The organism is Sivoneniella epilithica UHCC 1019 (assembly GCF_040830845.1).
Lineage (GTDB): Bacteria > Cyanobacteriota > Cyanobacteriia > Leptolyngbyales > Leptolyngbyaceae > ULC077BIN1.
On the sequence record NZ_JBFPDP010000001.1, the window covers coordinates 222982 to 243263 of the forward strand.

Sequence of the window (20282 nt, forward strand, 5' to 3'; positions counted from 1 at the left end):
TACCTTAGAGAGTCAAAAGTTGGAGGTTAAATGACAGAAAAATAAATTATCTTTCTTTCTTTAAACTTCATCCTTCATTCGATCGATCTTCAAATTGCTGACGACGACGTTGTTGACGACGCTTGGGCTGATTGTTAGCAGGTACAGCTTTCTCTTCTTGTCCAGGTATAATTTCACCCTTAAAGACCCATACCTTGATCCCAAGTGTGCCGTAAATGGTGCTAGCAGTGCAGTAGGCGTAATCGATATCTGCACGGAGCGTATGCAGAGGAACCCGCCCTTCCCGTGTCCATTCAGGGCGAGCAATTTCAGCCCCGTTCAGACGACCACTGACTTGAATCTTAATGCCTTCAACCCCAGCTTTTTGAGCGCGTTGAATAGTTTGACGGACAACACGGCGGAAAGAGACACGACGCTCCAATTGTTGAGCAATGTACTCACCAATCAGTGCAGCCTCTGCGTCAACTCGCGTGACTTCGACTACGTTAATGCGGATTTGGCGATCGCCACCGCCCAATACCTTTTGCAGTCCGCCTCGCAGTTCCTCGATTCCCTGTCCCCCACGACCGACGACCACACCAGGACGAGCCGTATGAACTTCTAAATCGATTTGATCTGCTTTTCTTTCAATCCGAATTTGGGAAATTCCAGGACTTTCCAATCCCTTCAGTTTCAAAGGATTTTTTTGAAAGAAATGTCTGATTGTATAATCTTCCTGAAGTAGCTCAGGATATCGGCTAGTATCAGCAAACCAACGAGAACGATGTTCTTGGGTAATACCTAAACGTAAGCCGGTTGGATGAATTTTTTGTCCCACAAAATGCTTCCTTATACAAATTCAACAATATCGATTGAAATACAAATTATTCGTCTCCAGCGCCCGGAGCAACGGAAATTGTGATGTGGCAAGTCGGCTTGCGGATTTGATAAGCCCGACCTTGAGCGCGAGGTCTAAACCGTTTTAATGTTGGACCTTGATCTGCATAAGCAGTACTCACAACTAAATCTGCCCGGTCGTATCCTTGATTATGCTCAGCGTTTGCCGCGGCAGAGCGTAGCAACTTCAACACAGGTTCACAAGCACGATAGGGCATGAACTCTAAAATAATTAATGCTTCTCGATAGGACAGACCCCGAATTTGATCAAGGACACGACGAACCTTGCGAGGGGACATCCGAATGTAGCGAGCGATCGCCTTTACTTCAGTTGTAGTCTCAACAGCCATACTCATTACTCCTTAACTGACGACCACCAGCCTTAAGCCAGTAGTAAACTCCCTCTCTTATCGACGTGCCTTTTTATCAGTACCAGCGTGTCCTTTGAAGGTGCGCGTGGGTGAAAACTCTCCTAACTTATGTCCGACCATCTGTTCATTGACATAAACTGGCACATGTTGCTTCCCATTATGAACCGCAATGGTATGTCCAATCATTTGAGGCAAAATTGTAGAAGAGCGAGACCAAGTTTTGATCACTTGCTTTTCACCCTTTGCATTTAACGCTTCAATTTTGCTCAGCAAATGATCCGCAACAAATGGACCTTTCTTTAACGAACGAGACATACTTTTAATCCCTTATCACCTATGAATCCCGACCGCCACGACCGCGCTTAGAAGACTTACGACGACGGCGAATAATCAGAGCGCTGCTCAACTTGCGCTTGTTCCGAGTTTTATAGCCCAAAGTTGGTTTACCCCAAGGAGTAACGGGTCCAGAGCGACCAATCGGCGCACGCCCTTCACCTCCACCATGAGGATGATCCACTGGGTTCATAACGCTACCGCGAACTTGAGGACGACGACCTAAGTGGCGTTTCCGACCTGCTTTTCCTAAACTGGTGTTGCGGACATCGGCATTCCCAACCTGACCAATCGTGGCATAGCACTCACGACGAATCATGCGAACCTCGCCAGATGGCAACTTCAAAGTGACAAAGTTTCCATCTTTTGCGGCAACTTGAGCGCTGGCTCCAGCCGCCCGAACAAACTGTCCACCGCGCCCAGGGGTAAGCTCTACATTGTGAACGGTTGTACCTAAAGGAATATTGCTGAGCGGTAAAGCATTACCAATTTCAATGGGTGAATCGGCACCTGCAATGACTGTTGTGCCTACTGCAAGACCTGCGGGATGCAAAACATATCGCTTCTCACCGTCTCTGTAATGCAACAATGCAATTCGAGCATTCCGATTGGGGTCATACTCGATCGCTGCAACCTTAGCGGGAATGTCACGCTTGTCGCGCCGAAAATCAATTTGTCGATAAAGACGTTTGTGACCACCACCGCGATGGCGACAAGTAATCACACCGCGATTGTTGCGACCTTTATGCCGATGGCTCGACTTGGTCAACGACTTTTCGGGTTCACTCCGAGTAATCTCAGCAAAATCTGAAATGCTGCGTTCACGAGTACCGGGGGTATAGGGTCGATAAATACGAATGCCCATAACTTAATCTCTTAAATGCCTTACCAAATAGAAAAATTAAACTTCCGGGAACAGAGCGATCGAATCGCCATCTGCCAGCGTCACAATCGCTCGTTTGTAGATTGGACGAAAGCCGATAAACTTACCAACCCGTCGCTGTTTGCGAGGAGGATTAATGGTACTGATCCCAACCACTTTGACTTCAAACAATGACTCAATAGCAGCTTTAATTTGGGGCTTAGTCGCTTTAGGAGACACTTCAAATGTGTATTGATTGTTCTCCAAAAGCAATGTTGCTTTCTCAGTAATAATTGGACGACGAACCAGATCCATCAAATTACGAGGATTAAATTCAGTCACCGTACACCTCCTGGATTTTTGCGATGGCAGACTGCGTAATCACAATGCGATCGGCAGATAAAAGATCAAAAACGTTCAAGTTAGACGCAGAAATCAAACGGAGTTTAGCAACGTTGCGGGCAGACAAATAGACTGTTTCCTGACGCTCTGCCAAAATCAACAAAACTTTTGATTCAGGTTGAATTCCCCAGTTTTGCAATGCTCCAACTAACTCTTTTGTTTTAGGGCGAGGGAGCTTATCAGCAAAATCTTGCACAACGATTACATCTTCAATACGGCTTTGAATCGCCGTTCTCAAAGCCAGTCGTCGTTCTTTGCGATTCATCTTGAGAGAGTAATCTCTGGGTTTCGGTCCAAAAATTACCCCACCGCCCCGCCACAGGGGAGAACGGTTAGAACCAGCACGGGCGCGCCCTGTACCTTTTTGCCGCCAAGGTTTTCTGCCACCCCCTCTCACTTCTGCACGAGTTTTGGTGGATACTGTCCCTTGACGAGCATTTGCCATCTGGCGCACTAATGCTCTATGGACAATATGAGCCGCGCTTTTTTCACTTGCTACTTGCAAGTCTAAAGAAGCACTACCAACCTCTTTCCCACTCCAGTCTTTAACTGCACAATCCGCCATAATCATCAACCTTATTCAACTTTCGCAGGCTTTAAAGGCTAGAAATCAAGAAAATCTCAATTTTTTGCGACTTAATTTTCTATTTAGCTCCAACAATGGTTGCAGGAACTACATTGACCAGCGCGCCCGGCTTACCAGGAATAGCACCTTTGACCAAAATCAAATTTCGTTCAGGATCAATCCGAATGACTGTCAATTTGCGAATAGTGACCTGACTGCCACCTAAACGACCCGCCATTCGCTTGCCTGGATAAACCCGCCCTGGGGTTGTCCCTGCGCCTGTGGAGCCAGGGGCACGATGGTTTTTGGAGCCGTGGGACATTGGACCGCGTTTGAAGTTATGACGCTTTTGATAGCCTGCGAATCCACGACCAATACTGGTGCCAATGACATCAATAGTTTGACCCACCGAAAATGTATCTACTTTGATTTCCTGACCCAGTTCAAACGAACTAGGACTTGCCAAGCGATACTCATGCAGATGACGCATGGGAGCGCAGTTGGACTTTGCTAGATGACCCAACTCAGGCTTACTAAGTGCCTTCTGCTTGACCTCGCCATAAGCAACTTGAATAGCTGAGTAGCCATCTGTTTGAGTTGTTTTGACTTGAGTGACAATACAAGGTCCTGCCTGGATGACAGTGACTGGAATTGCTTTACCTGTTTCGTCAAAGACTTGAGTCATGCCAAGCTTTGTGCCGAGAATACCCACAGACACGATGAATGGTCTCCCTTTCGTACACACTTTAGAAAAACAGACAACCTTCGATTGCCTGCTTAACTGATTAATAGGTTGTGCTTCAAGATTTCGGTTGACTTTAAAGCAAGGACGCGATCGCGCAAGACTAAAAATCTAACTATTCTTGTAAACAAGCTCTAAACCCTGCCAAGTTCAAAAGAAACGTGCAAAATCAGTTTTGTTGAGTGCCAGCTAAGGACTTGAATGGCAAGCCGTTCAGTATCCGCTTCAGAGATTCAAGAGGTAATTTTACAGCTTTCAACAAGCTTCATTACTCAAGAACCATCTGCAATGAGCATTTAGGCAACAGCTATCAAATATAAACCAATCTACTTGGTTCTGTCTAGTGCTAAGACAAAGTTTTTTGGGTGGGCTGCCAAAATGCTTTTTAGGCGGGATAGATTCGCAGCCGTCGGTTAGGTTCTTCGCCAAAACTGCGAGATTTGAGATGATAATGCTCAACTAGTTCATGCTGCATTTTACGCACGATCGCAGAGCGGGGCAGCAATTCTACTGGTTGCCCTTTAGGAATCACCAGTTGTTCAACTGCAAGTCTAGCTTCCTCTAAAGCCTCCATCTCATCATCGTTATCAACTCTTAGTAAGTCAAAATCAGTAGCATCAGGGATTCCAGGGTCATCCATATCCAGCATTCGGCGCAAGCCACGAGCAATTTGAGGAATGCTGCTTGCTTTAATAGTGTGGATGGGAACTTGACGAGATTTTGCAAATTGGCGCAATTTTGAATGATTTTTGACATGCGATCGCAACGCCAAAACCGCATCTGCACTATCAATATCTTTCGTTAAGATGACTGGCAATTTTAAGGTGCGAACCACTTGATCAAGCTGATGACGACTGACTCCATAGGGATAAATGTATAAAATATCTTCCCCATTTGGACCTAAGCGACGCTCTTGTTTGGCAGTTTCCTCAAAGTCATAGCCATTTCTTTCTAAAGAGTTCTGCAAAAAAGGTTCTACGGTTTCATCAGAAAACAATGAGGATTGTAAAGACTCATTCAATAAACGCTCAAATTGCTGCTCATCAGGAAGTTTGCTCAGTGCCGTATCGGTTGACAACGGGCGCATTTGCCCCGACGATCGCCAACCCTTTCCGGGAAGTTCTGAGCGACTCGCAAAAGGGCGAACAATCAGTGAATTGTCTCGCTGCCCAAAATCAATGGAGGGCGATCGCGGTCTGCCTGTTCTAGAAGCCGCAAACTCATCACTCGATAACTCATGGGTCACAATGACGTTGCCAGTTTCACTCACTGCTCTTACTTGCGGATTGGGTTGACGACCGCGCAATAGGCTATCAACGGTTTCTGCCACCTGTTCATGCACGACCCAACGCTGCCGTTCCATCATTTCCACCGCAATATCGAAAGTGGGAGGCGCTTTTCGCTCCAAAACACTTTTCTGGCTTCCTCGGCGACGTGCTTCCTCATCTCCCAACGTAACCGATTGAATGCCACCGACTAAATCTGACAGAGTTGGATTTTTGATCAGATTCTCTAAACGATTGCCATGGGCAGTTCCCACAAGCTGTACTCCTCGCTCCGCGATCGTCCGAGCCGCCAAAGCCTCAAGCTCCGTCCCGATTTCGTCAATCACAATCACTTCCGGCATATGGTTTTCCACTGCCTCAATCATGACCTGGTGTTGCAGTTCGGGGCGGGCAACTTGCATTCTACGAGCACGACCGATCGCCGGATGCGGCACATCTCCATCCCCCGCAATTTCATTAGACGTGTCAATGATGACAACTCGTTTTTCCAATTCATCCGCCAAAACACGAGCAATCTCTCGAAGCGCAGTCGTTTTGCCGACTCCAGGACGACCCAACATTAAGATAGATCTACCGCTTTCTACCAGATCACGAATCATGCTAATCGTGCCAAAAATAGCACGACCCACCCGACAGGTTAGCCCAATCACCTCGCCCCGCCGATTCCGAATAGCGCTAATGCGATGAAGAGTTTGCTCGATGCCAGCGCGATTATCGCCGCCAAAATCACCGACGCTTTTAATACATTCGTTCAGATCATCTTGGGTGATCGGAGTTTCAGAAAGATACTCTGCTTGACCCGGAAAACGAGCCTCTGGACGACGACCTAGATCCAACACTACTTCAATCAGCATATCGCGTTGAGGGTGCTGCTGTAGTTGAAACTGAATCGAGGCTGGAAGAATATCAAGCAGTTTGTTTAAGTCGTCTGTAATGAGCAAGTCAGCCGATACGGTGTTATCCATCTTGGATGTAGTTTCTGAAGAGCGCTTAAGGACAATTTGAGATGAAGCCGAAAACTGATGCTGGAAACCTATGAAGCATTTTAATTGCTGCTCCTGAGGGTGCCAATCAAAAAACTTGCAGGTGTTGGGAATTACCAAGTCGAGTGGCATCATTCACGCGAATTCGTAAAAGCAGTGATAAAAACGTTGAAACCTTAAGATAATTCATGATCAAATTGTGGTGTTGCGCGAAACGGTTTGAGTTGAGACACAAGGGAATGGGCAAGCGTTACGGCTTGTTGTAGAGATTTAGGAGCCTGTTCTAAAAGAATCGGCTGAGGCGATCGCAGAGCTTGCGATCGCCCAACTGATGGCTGATCTCCTTGATGAGCCAAACCAGGTAAACAGGTTTCCAATCTTTCCGGAGCTTCCAACTGTTCCAAAAGGGGAGACAACAGCCTTCGAGCGTAGCTTCCATAGGCAACTCCTGAAACGTATGAAGGTGAAAACGGTTGCATCGTTTGCGCCATTGAGCGATCTCTAGAAGGATGAGGTGCTAGCAGATTTAGCGATCGCAGTTTGGGTACAGTGTAATCGTTTGTGCCGCCTGCTAACTGAATATGTCCTGGCAAGCCTGCCGCTATCACTTTTTGTCCTAACCGAATAGCCGCTCTAGTCGCACCATTACCAATATCTCCACTCATCGGACGACCATCAGTTTGCCAAATTAAAGGGCAGGGCAACGGCGAAATAATATCGTACAGTGCCCACAGATAGTCGATTAGATTCTCACCATCAGGACAACTAATTGCAATGAGTTGAAGTTGGGGCAGCCATGGTTTAATCGCTGACCAGAGGCGTTGAAAATCTGCAAGCCGTCCAACTTGGGTATGAATCTCAATCGCATCAATTCCCATTTCTAGCACTAAGGGCGCGATCGCCTGAGCCGTTGAAACATAAGAGTGGGCTGAAATATGTTGAATGGGGCAAATCGGCAAGCAGCGCCCACAGCCATAGCAGCGATCTTCAACCACCCCATAACTTTTGATTGCCCCTGCCGGACAAACCTGTTCACAAGGACGAGGGCAATCTGGGGGGCAATTAAGCGGTAAAAATGTTGCCTTACGAAAATGTGGATCTTCACCATCATTGAGGCTGACCATGAGCAATGGTTTTTGAATCATCGAAGAATTCTGTTGGCGATTCGTGAAACGTTCGTGAAGCTTTCCGCAGGACTCCCTCTGGAAATCGCAGCGGCTCATGTCCATCGCTACTTGAATTGCCTCTTTTGCTGCAAGCACCACGGCGGGATCAGCCGCAATGTCAACACAATCCACACCCGCTAGCGTATATGCCAACGTCAGGTTACGAACAGCGGGAAGATGCTGGAAACTAGCTCCACAGATTAGTTTAAACCAGTGCCCTTCTCTTAAAGATTGCAGCGGATAGTTTTGTTCACTCACCCCTTAATGCTAATGCGCTATGAGAAAAATTAGGATCTTAAAGTAGAAATATTTTAAATTTCAGGTATGACGCAACGTCCGCAGCAACAGATCCGCAGCAACAAAAAAGACGCTCTGATGGAGCGCCTCTTAACATCACCAACCTTAAATCACAGACCTGAACACGCTACGCAGACATTACAGCTTGCTTCAAGGGTTGCCAACGGAAGTAGCGATCGCCGCCCAGTTCCACAGCAATTTTAACCCGTGGCTCTGTGGCAGGTAAGGTCGTCAAATATTCAATCTCCTGGCTAGTTAGGATATGTCCCTCAATAATCCATAACAGAAGCCCCTTAGAGCTAGCCGGCAGCTTTTCCAACTCATAGGGAATGATGGGTGGAATGTAATAGCGATACCCAACCATTGCCCCGGTAACCGTGCCGCTCTTTTTACCTAGATGAGGAGGACGAACTCCATGAACCTCGGTTAAGTAAGCTGCCACATCTCCTAATCCTCGCGCCGTAATCGTCAGAGAATGATATCCAGCAGCACGAATTCGTCGCTGATAACGTCCTTCAAAACCGCCTTCCAGCGGAACATGCAGACCCAATGAACCATATAGCTCTAGATCTCGAATCAACTTTTTGCCAGTTGTAATTAGCGGCATCGATTTCTCTCTAACTATCAAAAGTTGCTAAAACAGTGCAGTCAAAGGCAACACAAACGACAGTGCAATGCCTCGATCGCCTAACCCATACTCCAGCAATAGTCTCTCATACTCTATAAAAAAGCTCCAAGATCGGATGGATAGAGTTTTGCTATGGCTAGAATAGGAATAAGCAGGGATCTTTTTCAATCCACAAATTTTTCATTTGCAAAATAGGTTAGCCAGAAAGTCTACTCCCTTGCCTCAACAGGTTAACGGTTTGCGGCAACACTCCAACCATTAAAGCAAAAGCTTCATCAGGAATTTTAGCAACCGTGCTAGAACCAAAGTAATTGTCAAATTGATTTAAAATCATCTGCGCCCTTTGCGATGGAATGGGGTTATCCGTCAGTTGATGAGTCAATCGAATCCACTGTCGTCGGATGAGATAGGCTTTTTGTCGCTCTTCTTGATCTTCAGGGCAAATTAAAGACAGTTCTCCTACAGGCAGTACTTGATGGGAATCTACATCAAAAAAGCTGCCCACTGCCGCTCCAGGACCAGCAAATTCTGCGTAGAACTGCTTATAAATGATCAGTCCATTTCGCCGTCTACTATTGACCATCCAAAGCTGCCCACTCGTTAGCTGACCAAGAACAAGGCTGTTATCTTGCTCTCCAGCAGAATTAGGAAAGGATCTTAGACTTTCATTCGTCATATTGCTGTGATCAATCAACCAGTTACTCAGCCTGCTAGAAATGGTAACCCCTTAAATCTGAAAAATAAGCATTGAAAGAGTAAACAGCACGATTATTTCAGTAAATTCCGTCTTTACTTTTCAGGTAATTTATATTGTCTTACAATGCGCTTGGCGTATTCGGGAACGTGGGCTTCTAGCTTTTCGGGATAGTTGCGCTGGACATAGAGATAGTTGCGCGTGAAGTGTGAGTCGATCGAAAACCGGGCATATTCTAGTCCTTTGGGTCCAATACGCTCAATCACTACGCCCATTAGTTTAGCTGCCCACATGGGTAAGGTCACGCCCTTATCGTAAGCAGGAATACTTTGCTGAACGGCATTTTTGCGATCGCCTTGGGACTCCACAGGCTGAGTTTCAATTTGATCCTGAATCAGATCCAGCATTTCCTGACCGCGATCGTTTCTCACCGTGATCCATTGCCAGCCAAACGGCGCACCCATATAACCGACGACGATATCCGCCAAAGAATTCACATAGTCAAAACAACTCATGCAGGATGGCGCAAACACATCTTTGAGTTGATTGGTTTTTAAGCCAAAAAATGGAACCGTTTCAGTGGAACCATCTTCATGCTTAAAGTGAACGCGGAAATCTTGCATGAATTCGTAGGAAACGACGGTGGAGGGCGATCGGCTGGTGGTATCCAAAAACTTTTGCAGTCCAGCGCGAGTCACATTATCGACACAGGGAGTTCCCAACACATACAGCTTTTCTAAGCCCAATTGCTTTTCTACCGTCCGTAACGCTTGAATTTGACAGCCAACTCCAATCACTAGCAATCGCTTCATGCCCGATTGCTCAATTTGTTCTAAGACGGATAAATTAGGAGAAAGCGTGGGTTTGTTAACTCGCGCTGCCAAAATTTCTTCTGGGGTGCGGGCAATAATCGGTTGAGGCTGAAAGCGGTCTTCCTCGGTATTTTGCACACAGACGACCCCTTCCACCATGCCGCAAGTCAGCATTTCAATTGCAATACTACTGACTATCCCCGTCCATTGGGCACCGGCGATCGGCTCGGTTTTTCGGGCTGCGGTCATACTTTGATGCACGCCAAAGTACCACTCATCTTCGTTCTCCAAATTGCGGCTGCGATCGTGGGTTTCTTCTTCCAGTTCGCTAATGTGCTGAGTTAGAAAAGCGCAGGCTTCTTTGACGTAATGAATATAGTAGGTATCACAAAGCCCACATTCACTGCACAATTCCTTTGCAGGGCGGCGATTGGAGGGTTTTAGAGCTTTGGCTTTTTGGTGGGAAGGAGTGGCGGTCATGTTTAAAGCAGCGCGATGATAAAATTTTTGAAAATATGTAGAGCGTCTTCGCAAGTTATCGAGACGATTCATCGAATTTGCTAGATAGCCTGAATCCATTCTTTCACTTTATAGTCAGTCCAAATGCCGTTTTGCCAGTAGGGATCAGATTCAATCAGGTGGCGGACGACCGCTTCATCGTCCGCTTCATAAATGCCAAAACACTGGGTCAGGTCTTTCGTGGGTCCAATGGTGATTAGCACTCCGGCTGCTTTTTGCTGAGCGAGTCCATCTAAATGAGCTTGACGGTAAGGAGTGCGTTTTTCTATAACGTCGTCGCAGTAGGTGCCCCAGAGAATATATTTCGGCATATAAAGATGAAGGTAAACGTTAAAAGTGAAATAGGGTCAGGATGGTCTTGAGCGAACTATTGCTGAAGTGCAAAGATTTGATCAATGGTTAACTGCCAGGTTGGGATGAAGGGCGATCGCAATTGATTTTCTCCCACAAAAACCGTATCTTCATACTGACCTTCCACCCATTGATAAACCGTAATTTGCCAAGTTTCGGGATCAACAATCCAGTATTCCAAGATTTCTCTGGCGGCATATTCCGTGCGTTTATGGCGATAGTCACGGGTACGGTTGGTGCTGCCAGGACTGACGATTTCGATGACTAATGCAGGAGGCGGCAGATCGCGAGTCAGGATATTTCGCTTACTGTCAATTAAGGCGGCTCTTGATTCCTCTGTATGAACCACCAAGTCAGGTAAACGGCATTTTGCCCTGCGTCCAGTCACTTCAATTTCAAGGTCTTTGTAAGCTAAAAGAGGCAAGGGAAACAACTTTAGCAGTTCAATCAGCAAAAATCGTGCGAGGTCGCAATTTCCTTGACTTTCTGGCGGCATTTCAACGAGTTCTCCATTCACCAATTCGTAACGGGTATCGGTGCCATCGTCGTAGGCAAGATATTCCTCCATCGTCATTAGTTTTTGGGTGGTGGTTGCCGCCTGACTCATGGTGTTTTTCCCCCTTAAACTCGGTTAACTTCTCAAATCGACTCTAAATTTTTCCACTAGAGTTTCGCGAACTTTTTGCTGGATGGGATTGATATCATCTTCGGTGAGGGTGCGATCGCTCGATCTATAGACCAACCGAAATGCCAAACTACGCTGTCCTTCGGGCACGTTTTGACCGCGATATTCATCAAATAAGTTCATGGAATCTAGCAGGTTGCCGCCGGCAGTACGAATCGTGCGTTCAATATCTGCGACTGAAAATTGGATAGGAACGAAGAAAGCAATATCGCGATCGGAAGCTGGAAACGCAGAAAATGGCTTGAAGGTAGGAACCAGCAGTTCATCTTGATCAAGCTGGCTTAGCAGGACATCCAGATCTAGCTCAAAGGCATACACTTCATCGGGAAAGCCGCGCTCTAGCCGAAGCTGTGGATGCAGTTGCCCAAACGTGCCCAAGCGATTTCCACGTACCCAAAGTGAGGCAGTGCGTCCTGGATGAAGCCGCTGATCGCGTAAATCGGGCTGATATTCCACAGCGAGGTCGAGTCGGCAAAACACATTTTCCAATAGTCCTTTTGCTTCAAACCAGGTGATTGGTTTGTCACGTCCTGCCTGTACCCATTTCCCGTGAACAGGGTCGCCGCCAAAAATACCCGCGATCGCGTCTGCTTCTTGCAATCCTTCTTCTTCAGACCAAAAAATACGTCCATATTCAAACCCCTGAAGCGCCCCATTCCCCTGCTCTAGGTTGTACTGAAATGCATCAATTAATCCTGACAGCAAGTTCGTTCTGAGGGCTGAATAATCTGGAAAGAGGGGATTGGATAAAACGACTTGGCGCTCTTCGTTAGGTTTTACTAAAGAATAATGAGCAAGTTCAGTTAACCCGACAGCGCGAAAGGCTTCGCGAACTTTGCGAGTAAGCTGCTGCTCGATCGATAAATATCCGGCTTCTGTTTTCTCAGGTAAGGTTTCAGAGAAATTGTTGTAGCCATATAGACGGGCAATTTCTTCGATGAGATCAATTTCTCGTTCCAAATCACGATAGCGGTAAGGTGGCACGATAACGTTCCAAGCTCCTTCGGTGTTAAGAGCAGACACTTCACATCCTAACGCTCGTAAAATTCGCTCAATGTCCGCAGGTTGCAGTTCGCCTAGCTCATCGCCCAAGGTGATAGGACCTAAAATTTGGTTGACGCGCTCCAGCCGTAGCGCAATCGATCTCGTCATGCTGGACTGATTGCGCGTATCAACACTGCCTTGGGATGCGATCGCCCCACCTGCTAATTCTGTAATTAATGCCAACGCACGACGACAGGCAAATTCTAGCTCTGCCTGGTTGACTCCGCGTTCATAGCGGGCTGAAGCTTCGGTGCGTAAACCTTGAGAGCGAGCAGACCGCCGAATGGTTGCCGAGTCAAATAATGCCGCTTCCAGCATCAGGGTTTGAGTGCCCTCATACACCTCAGAGTCTTCGCCACCCATCACACCCGCCAGCGCTACCGGTTTGTCATTGGCAGTAATCAATAAAGCTTGCTCTACAAACGATCGCGTTTGCCCATCTAGGGTTTTTAGGGTTTCTCCGGCATTAGCAAACCGCACTCCCATTTGCAGAGGAGTTTCTGGAGGTTGATGGCTGCCTGAAAGCAAGCGATCGCGATCGAAGGCGTGTAGCGGTTGCCCCCACTCCAGCAGCACGTAGTTGGTAATATCCACCACGTTATTGATTGGACGAACCCCAGACGCTTGCAAACGCTGCTGAAGCCAAACAGGAGACGGGGCGATTGCAATTCCTGTCACTTCGGTTCCAATATAAGTCGGACACGCTTGAAGTTCAGAAATTTTGATCGATAAGGTGCCTGTATCGGCTGGCACTTTTAGCTCCGGCACTTGAGGTAACCGTAGATCAGCACCCGTCAACGCCACAATCTCCCGCGCAATTCCTACCAAGCTTAGGGCATCTGCTCGATTGGCTGTCGAAGTTAAATCCAAAATCACATCATCTAACCCTAACAACGGGCGCACATCTACCCCTGGCTTAAAAAAATCACCCTCAAACTGATGAATTCCCGTAGATTCTTTTGCCAAACCTAATTCCGCGAGAGAACAGATCATTCCTTCAGAAGCGACCCCGCGCAATTTAGCAGGTTTGATTTTGAGTCCCTTTTCTCCTACTTTCGGCAAAAAGGTGCCTAATGTAGCGACAGGCACATATAAATCCGCTTGAACATTGGCGGCTCCACAGACAATAGTGGAAGGATTTGCCTGACCAATGTCAACCGTACAAACGCTTAGCTTATCGGCATTGGGATGGGGTTCTCGCGTTAAAACTTTGCCAACGACCACCCCTTCAGCCCAAGTCCGGCGATCTTCAATATCCTCCACCTCAAAACCTGCCATCGTTAGCATTTCTGCCAACTCTGATGGAGTCATAGCAATATCAACTAGTTCTCGCAACCAGTTCAAAGAAATACGCATGGATGCTTCAACCTAACTACATCCGCTATTCTACCGCCTTACCTCCTTCCCCTTACCTCTGAAGCCTTCTCATTGGTCTAACATCTCTCTCTACGGAATCTTGTTTTTGGGGGAGGTATTATAAACATTCGCATGATTTCAATTTCTCAAAGGATGGTATTGATAGGATTGGGGATATGCTTTTGTTACAGAGTGTTCGATTGTGGGCATATTAAAAACAACGAAGCTACGTCCTGACAAATCATCACAGTCCACGAATACTGAATACTATAGATATCCATCACTGCTTGCAGTCAAAACGTCAAAGCTTAGTGCTTTTTTGTGAAACTACCGTAAGAATGCCAGCCCAATTTGGTGTTTGTGTTCGGATAATAGAAAGTAGCGTACCGAAATGTCCTCAGCAGTTGAAATTAGAGCGAGTGAAGCTGAATGAGCTACTGCTTGAATCCAGCCTGTCCTAGTCCTCAGAACCTTACTCACACTGAATTTTGTCAGGCTTGTGGTTCTAAGTTGTTGCTGCGCGATCGCTATCGCATCATTCAAGCCCTTGGACAAGGGGGTTTTGGGGCAACGTTTTTGGCATCCAATGAAAGTCTGCCTGGTAAGCCAAGCTGCGTGATCAAACAACTGCGCCCCAATGCCACCGCTCCCCATGTGATGGATATGGCACGAGAACTGTTTGCACGAGAAGCGACAACTTTGGGGCGGATTGGCAACCATCCCCAAATTCCTTCTTTGCTAGATTACTTTGAAGAAGATGCAATTTTTTATCTGATTCAAGAATATGTGAGTGGGCTAACGCTACAGCAAGAGATTAAAGCGTCTGGACCTCGCAGTGAGAATCAGGTAAAAATGTTTCTCAGTGAAATTCTGGTTATTTTGGAGCATGTTCATGGGAATCAGGTGATCCACCGGGATATTAAACCTGCCAACATGATTCGACGGAACCAGGATCAAAAGTTGGTGCTGATTGACTTTGGGGCGGTGAAGAACCAAAATACGCAGCAGCAAAGTAGCGCTTCTGATCAAACTGCATTGACCTCTTACGCGATCGGCACTCCTGGCTTTGCACCGCCAGAGCAAATGGCAATGCGTCCCGTTCCTGCCAGTGATATCTATGCTCTGGGTGTAACCTGCATTTACTTATTGACCGGGAAGTCGCCTAAAGATCTTGATTATGATCCCTCAACGGGTGAACTGCTCTGGCAAAAATACGTTGCTGTGAGTGATCATTTTCAAGCCGTGCTAACCAAGATGCTTGAAATTTCAGTCAAGCAACGCTATCGAACGGCAATGGAGGTGTTTCGGGCACTGGATTTGGAAGACCATTTGGAAATGTTGGAAAACAGCATGACTTCGGTTAAACCGGGTGGTGCTAATACTGGACGTAAAAATCCAGATTATCGAGGTGCAGATTCGACCGGAGCAAAAGTTTCGCCTCATGCTCGGATGGCAATGGCGATCCGGACCCGGCAACAGCCTCGCCAAGATTCGACTAATCTTCACTCTGGTTTTACCCGTGGACGATTGGCAGATTCAGACCGGTTAAATTCTGGCATTGCTTCTAGAGGTAAAAATTCTGCTGGGAAAGGGCGAGATAACTCAAACGATAAGAAACCACCTTTGCGGTTGGATGCGGAAGGACTTCAAAATTACTACGCCAAAGGTAAGCGAGATTTTGCTAGTCACGATCTGCGATCGCTTTCACTGGTAAAAGCAAACCTGGCAGGTGCAAACTTTCATCAAGCGAACCTCAGCAAAATCAACCTACAAGGTGCGAATTTGTTCAATGCCGATTTTGGCAAAGCAAACCTGAATCAAGCCAGTCTGCGCGATGCCAATCTGGGTAAAGCCTATATGAGTAACGCTGATTTGGAAGGGGCTGATCTGCGGGGAGCCGATCTAAGCGGGGCTTATTTGCTCAACGCAAATCTACGGGGTGCTAATTTATGCGGCACAAACCTATCAGGTGCCAAGGTGACCGAAGAACAGTTGGCAATGGCGCGGATTAATTGGATGACCACTCGACCCAATGGCAAGCGGGGTATTTGGTGATTTTTGAGTTCGGAGTTTGGAGTTGAGAGTGCGAAGGACTTGGGATGAACTTTAAAAGCAGAAAGGCTTGAACAGAGTTAAATTGTTCAAACCTTCCCGCTGGATGCTGTTGTTGTAAACTCTATCGCCTCAACTCCAGCGCTACCTCACTTGCACAGGATGCACTCTAGCACCGGGCACCCGAAAACCTGAACTCCTAGACCCGCACTGCCGACGAGTTAGCGGTCGTTGTGATCAGGCTGATCACTTGCGCCGGAGTCAGGGTTGGATTGGCGCTCAATATCAGGGCAGCCAAGCCTGATACATGGGGAGCCGCCATTGACGTACCAGATAGATAGCCAAAAGTGCCGCCTGGAAGGGTCGAGTAGACATCTCGCGACTCTTGCCCCCGGATTCCCGCCCCACCCGGTGCCACCACAAAGTTCAATGGAGTCGCTCCTGCCCGGTTGCTGTAGGAAGCTAGCCGTTGAGTATCCCCGACGGCACCGACTGCAATGCCTGCTTGAGTGGCATATCTGGCTGGATAACCGGGCTGAAATGAACCGTTGTTACCGGAAGAAAACACCACCACAGCGCCCCTCTGATTGGCATATTGCACGGCTGACAGAATTTCAGATGAGGGATAGGGACCACCTAAACTGAGGTTGATCACTTGTGCTCCATTATTAGCGGCATAGCGAATTCCGGCTGCAACATTTGAATTGCTGCCTCCATTTTGACCCAGTACTCTCACAGGCATGATTTGGGCGTTGTAGGCAACTCCGGTTGCACCGATGCCATTATTGTTGGCGGCGATCGTTCCTGCTACATGGGTGCCATGCCCATCAAAATCGAAGGGTCTGTTATCTCTGCCGACAAAGTCCCAACCGCGCACATCATCAATAAAGCCATTGCCATCATCATCTCTGCCATTATTGGGGATTTCTCTGGTGTTGACCCAAATGCGCCCAGCCAGATCAGGGTGGGTGTAGTCTACTCCCGAATCGATCACCGCCACAATCACCCCTTGCCCGGTGTAGCCTTGTGCCCAGGCTTCTGGAGCGTTGATCAGGTTTACGCCCCAGTCAGTGGCTCCGCCAAAGGTGGGCTGATTGGGGAAGGGTGAAAATTGCCCAGTTGCCCGTGCGACTGCTGCTGCTGCATCTGCCAAGCCATACCCATATTGGGAATTGAACGGATTGCTGGCGGCAGTGGCAGACAGGTTGAGAGTGTAGGTGGTGTTGCTGTCATCAAAAAATGGATAGACCCGGATGAAGTAGCTCCCTGCTCCTAAGTTGAGGTTGATGGACTCAGAGGACGTGCCTGGTAAGTCAGAGATTCGCAGCACTTCTCCAGCATCGACCAGACCATTTCCATTCAGGTCGCGGATCAGTTCTACGTCTGCGTCATCGGTTAACCCGCTCAGCAACAGGTTAAAGTTAGTGTTGCCTGTGAGCGCAAATCGGTAGTAGTCATTGCGATCGCTTTGTCCCACAAAATCCTGGAAAGTGACTGAGCCAGTCAGATTGCCGAGGTTGCGGGCGGTTGCTAGGGTGTTGCCTGCACCATCAAGGGCGATCGCGGTAGTCGTCAGGTTTAGACTATAGCGGGTGTTGGCATTATCCGAGGGCAAGACTCGCACAAAGTAGTTCCCTGGATTAAGCGTGGCAGCAAGAGACGAAGAGCCAATATCGCTAATATCGCGAGTGGTAGCTGCCAAAATCTCATTGCTGTCAATCAACCCGTTGCTATTCAAGTCTTGAATGATCTGAGCGTTGGCGTATGCATCCACTCCATCCAATTCCAGATTTAGCCGACTGCGGGTGTTGAGGCTAAAGCGATAGATGTCGCTGGGGTCGATCTCGCCGATGACATCATTCACCGTGCGGCTGCCGGATAGGGTGCCCAGATTGGCAGCGGTGCCCAAGGTGCTGCCTGCACCATCCACCAGCGGAGTCAGAGTGAGGGAATAATTGGTGTTGCCGCTAAATTGCAAAACTCGGACAAAATAGGTGCCTGCCGAGAGAGTGTTGAATATCGCTTCTGATGCAGATCCAGCGCGGATTGATTCCGCTAACACATCGCTACTATCGACAATGCCATTGTTATTGAAGTCTCGGATGAGTTGAATATCGGCATCGGCAGATAGCCCGTCGAGAAAGACACCAACGCTGCGATCGCTGCTGAGCGTAAACCGATAGAAATCATCAGCATCCGTATTGCCCACAAAGCCTGTCACCGTTCTGCTGGTGGTCAATCCGCCCAGATTGGTCGCCGTGGGCAGCGTATTGTCTCCTACGGCTATCGCACCCAGCGAGAGGCTGTAGTTCGTGTTGCTGCTTAAAAAAGGATAAACCCGCACATAGTAGCTGCCAGCCGCCAGCAGGCGACTCAGCGTTTCAGGGTTGGTGTCGCTATTGATCAAACTAGCCAGGATTTCTCCATTATCCACACTGCCGTTGTTGTTCAAGTCTTGAATTAACTCCACATCCGCATCGGCGGACAAGCCACTTAAATTGAGATTAAAGTTGCTGCCAGTGTTGAGATTGAAGCGGTAGAAATCATTGGTATCTGCCGCTCCGACAAAATCATTAAATGTGAGGGTGTTGGTCAGGGTGCCCACATTCCGCGCCGTGCTGAGGCTATTGCCAGCGCCATCAAAGGATGGGCTAGCCGACAGAGATAGGCGATAGTCGCTGCTACTGCCATTGAAGGGATACACCTGGACAAAATAGGTGCCTGCGGTCAGCGATCGCGCAATGTTTTCTGAGGTAGTGCCGCCTTCAATGGAAGAGGCGATCGTAGTGCCTGCACTATTCAATAGGCGAACATCCACATCTGCCTCTAAACCTGTTAAATCTAGGCGAAAGTTGCTGGTGGTGGGTAAAACAAATCGATAAAAGTCATTAGGGTCAACAATACCCACAAAATCGTTGAAGCTGCGATCGCCGACCAACGTTCCTACATCTCTCGCAGTTGCAGTCGAGTTACCTGCCCCGTCTTGTGGGCTTGCCGTGATGGTGATTTGATAGCTCGTAGCAGCATTACTAAACGGATAGACCTGAATAAAGTAAGTTCCAGCATTAAGTTGACCGGATAAGTTTTCAGGTAAGGTGCCAGAGCGAATTGAAGATGCGATCGCTTCACCAGCATCCACAATGCCATTGTTGTTCACATCCTGAATGATTCGTAGATCCACATCCGAACTCAACTGGGAAAGCCCAATGCTGTAGTTACTCTGGGTCAGCAGGGTGAAGCGATAAAAATCTTGCGGATCGCTCCCTCCTGCACCAGACACAAAGTCATTGAAAACCTGAGTTCCTGACAGCGTGGTATTCAAGCCGTTGAGTTTCCGAGCCGTTGCCAGGGTATTTCCAGCATTGTCGTCTAATGAAATATCTAAGTTCAGCCGATAGTCGATGGTGCCGCCATCAAAGGGCGTAATGCGGACAAAGTAAGTTCCGGCTGGAAGCGTGCTGGAAATTGAATCATCGGTAGTGCCAGAGCGATCGCTACTCGCCAACACCGCACCCAAATTATTCAAGATTTCCACATCCGCATCCGCCGTCAACTCCGTCAGCAGCAGATTGATATCACTGGTATCGTTTAGCTCAAATCGATATAAATCGGCTGGATCATTAAAGCGATTCACACTACCAACTTTGGAATGGGAAATGTAGTTATATCCTCCCAAATCAAACGCCGTGGCTAGGGTCGTCCCAGGTTCTGGAACCGTTCCTCCACTGCCTGCGATTCCGAGCGTGTAGTTGGTAATCGCATCGCCATAAGGGGTAACGCGAAGATAATAAACTCCGGCGGCTAACGGCGCGTTGATCGACTCAGCATCGGTGCCAAAATTTGCCGATGTTTGCAATACCTGTCCACTGCTGTTGAGCAACCGCAAATCTGCATCGGCTTGCAAATTTGTTAATGAAACGGTGAGATTGCTCGACGAGGACAGGCTAAACCGCAGATAGTCGCCCAGATCAGTGCCCCCGACAAAATTTGAAAACGTTCGATTGATCGAGCCGCTCTGGTCTCCTAGATTCAATGCAGTTGCTAGTGTGCTACCGGGATCAACTGGCATAGGGTAGTGCTCCTAAAAGTGGGACTAAGGCTTTATCAGTCGCAACTTTAAAGATTATGCAGGATCACTATTAACTTCTGTTGCTGATAACTAGCAACAGGAGGAAGAAAACAAATAAAATCTCTCCAAAGTTTTGTAACTCATGGAGAGACAGAAAAATGCTTGGTGAAATTATAGCGATTTATACCA

17 protein-coding genes are annotated in these 20282 nt (G+C 47.7%); 1 reads left to right on the forward strand and 16 read right to left on the reverse strand.

Annotated features, from left to right (window positions below):
• Nucleotides 1-67 precede the first annotated feature (67 nt).
• The 15 genes from rpsC to pheT all read right to left on the reverse strand — a co-directional run bounded on the left by rpsC (nt 68) and on the right by pheT (nt 13972).
• Nucleotides 68-817 carry a 30S ribosomal protein S3 gene (gene rpsC / locus AB3R30_RS01110; RefSeq protein ID WP_458647287.1) on the reverse strand — a complete coding sequence of 250 codons (750 nt, stop codon included), beginning with the start codon at nt 815-817 and terminating at the stop codon, nt 68-70.
• 46 nt (nt 818-863) lie between these two features.
• Complete coding sequence (gene rplV, locus AB3R30_RS01115) at nt 864-1226, reverse strand: 50S ribosomal protein L22 (protein ID WP_458647288.1); 363 nt, start codon at nt 1224-1226, stop codon at nt 864-866.
• Nucleotides 1227-1283: 57 nt separating this feature from the next.
• Nucleotides 1284-1562 (reverse strand): 30S ribosomal protein S19, encoded by a 279-nt coding sequence (gene rpsS / locus AB3R30_RS01120; protein WP_458647289.1) that lies wholly within the window; start codon nt 1560-1562, stop codon nt 1284-1286.
• Between the two features lie 19 nt (nt 1563-1581).
• The gene (gene rplB, locus AB3R30_RS01125) at nt 1582-2445 is read right to left on the reverse strand and encodes a 50S ribosomal protein L2 (RefSeq protein WP_458647290.1); all 864 of its coding nucleotides are present in this window, start codon (nt 2443-2445) and stop codon (nt 1582-1584) included.
• Nucleotides 2446-2481: 36 nt separating this feature from the next.
• The gene (locus tag AB3R30_RS01130; RefSeq protein WP_458647291.1) at nt 2482-2784 is read right to left on the reverse strand and encodes a 50S ribosomal protein L23; all 303 of its coding nucleotides are present in this window, start codon (nt 2782-2784) and stop codon (nt 2482-2484) included.
• Complete coding sequence (gene rplD / locus AB3R30_RS01135; protein WP_458647292.1) at nt 2777-3409, reverse strand: 50S ribosomal protein L4; 633 nt, start codon at nt 3407-3409, stop codon at nt 2777-2779. Before rplD ends, AB3R30_RS01130 begins: the two co-directional genes overlap by 8 nt.
• A gap of 79 nt (nt 3410-3488) precedes the next feature.
• Entirely contained in the window at nt 3489-4127 is a 639-nt protein-coding gene (rplC, locus tag AB3R30_RS01140) for a 50S ribosomal protein L3 (RefSeq protein ID WP_458647293.1), read from the reverse strand.
• A 409-nt stretch (nt 4128-4536) separates the two neighbouring features.
• The gene (locus AB3R30_RS01145) at nt 4537-6402 is read right to left on the reverse strand and encodes a R3H domain-containing nucleic acid-binding protein (RefSeq protein WP_458647294.1); all 1866 of its coding nucleotides are present in this window, start codon (nt 6400-6402) and stop codon (nt 4537-4539) included.
• Between the two features lie 194 nt (nt 6403-6596).
• Nucleotides 6597-7844, reverse strand: coding sequence for a circadian clock protein LdpA (ldpA, locus tag AB3R30_RS01150; RefSeq protein WP_458647295.1), 1248 nt, complete (start codon nt 7842-7844; stop codon nt 6597-6599).
• A gap of 166 nt (nt 7845-8010) precedes the next feature.
• Nucleotides 8011-8490, reverse strand: a complete 480-nt coding sequence (ndhN, locus tag AB3R30_RS01155; RefSeq protein ID WP_458647296.1) for an NAD(P)H-quinone oxidoreductase subunit N — start codon at nt 8488-8490, stop codon at nt 8011-8013.
• Nucleotides 8491-8707: 217 nt separating this feature from the next.
• A complete protein-coding gene (locus AB3R30_RS01160) occupies nt 8708-9187 on the reverse strand; it encodes a hypothetical protein (protein ID WP_458647297.1) in 480 nt (159 codons plus the stop codon).
• A 113-nt stretch (nt 9188-9300) separates the two neighbouring features.
• Nucleotides 9301-10596 carry a Coenzyme F420 hydrogenase/dehydrogenase, beta subunit C-terminal domain gene (locus tag AB3R30_RS01165; RefSeq protein ID WP_458647298.1) on the reverse strand — a complete coding sequence of 432 codons (1296 nt, stop codon included), beginning with the start codon at nt 10594-10596 and terminating at the stop codon, nt 9301-9303.
• Nucleotides 10578-10847, reverse strand: coding sequence for a YciI family protein (locus AB3R30_RS01170; RefSeq protein ID WP_458647299.1), 270 nt, complete (start codon nt 10845-10847; stop codon nt 10578-10580). Before AB3R30_RS01170 ends, AB3R30_RS01165 begins: the two co-directional genes overlap by 19 nt.
• A 56-nt stretch (nt 10848-10903) precedes the next feature.
• Nucleotides 10904-11494, reverse strand: a complete 591-nt coding sequence (locus AB3R30_RS01175) for a Uma2 family endonuclease (RefSeq protein WP_458647300.1) — start codon at nt 11492-11494, stop codon at nt 10904-10906.
• A gap of 24 nt (nt 11495-11518) precedes the next feature.
• Complete coding sequence (gene pheT, locus AB3R30_RS01180; protein WP_458647301.1) at nt 11519-13972, reverse strand: phenylalanine--tRNA ligase subunit beta; 2454 nt, start codon at nt 13970-13972, stop codon at nt 11519-11521.
• Nucleotides 13973-14401: 429 nt separating this feature from the next.
• Here pheT and AB3R30_RS01185 point away from each other — a divergent pair, with 429 nt between their 5' ends.
• Complete coding sequence (locus AB3R30_RS01185; protein WP_458647302.1) at nt 14402-16027, forward strand: protein kinase domain-containing protein; 1626 nt, start codon at nt 14402-14404, stop codon at nt 16025-16027.
• Nucleotides 16028-16223: 196 nt separating this feature from the next.
• Here AB3R30_RS01185 and AB3R30_RS01190 read toward each other — a convergent pair whose 3' ends face one another.
• Nucleotides 16224-20093 carry a S8 family serine peptidase gene (locus AB3R30_RS01190; protein WP_458647303.1) on the reverse strand — a complete coding sequence of 1290 codons (3870 nt, stop codon included), beginning with the start codon at nt 20091-20093 and terminating at the stop codon, nt 16224-16226.
• Nucleotides 20094-20282: the final 189 nt, after the last annotated feature.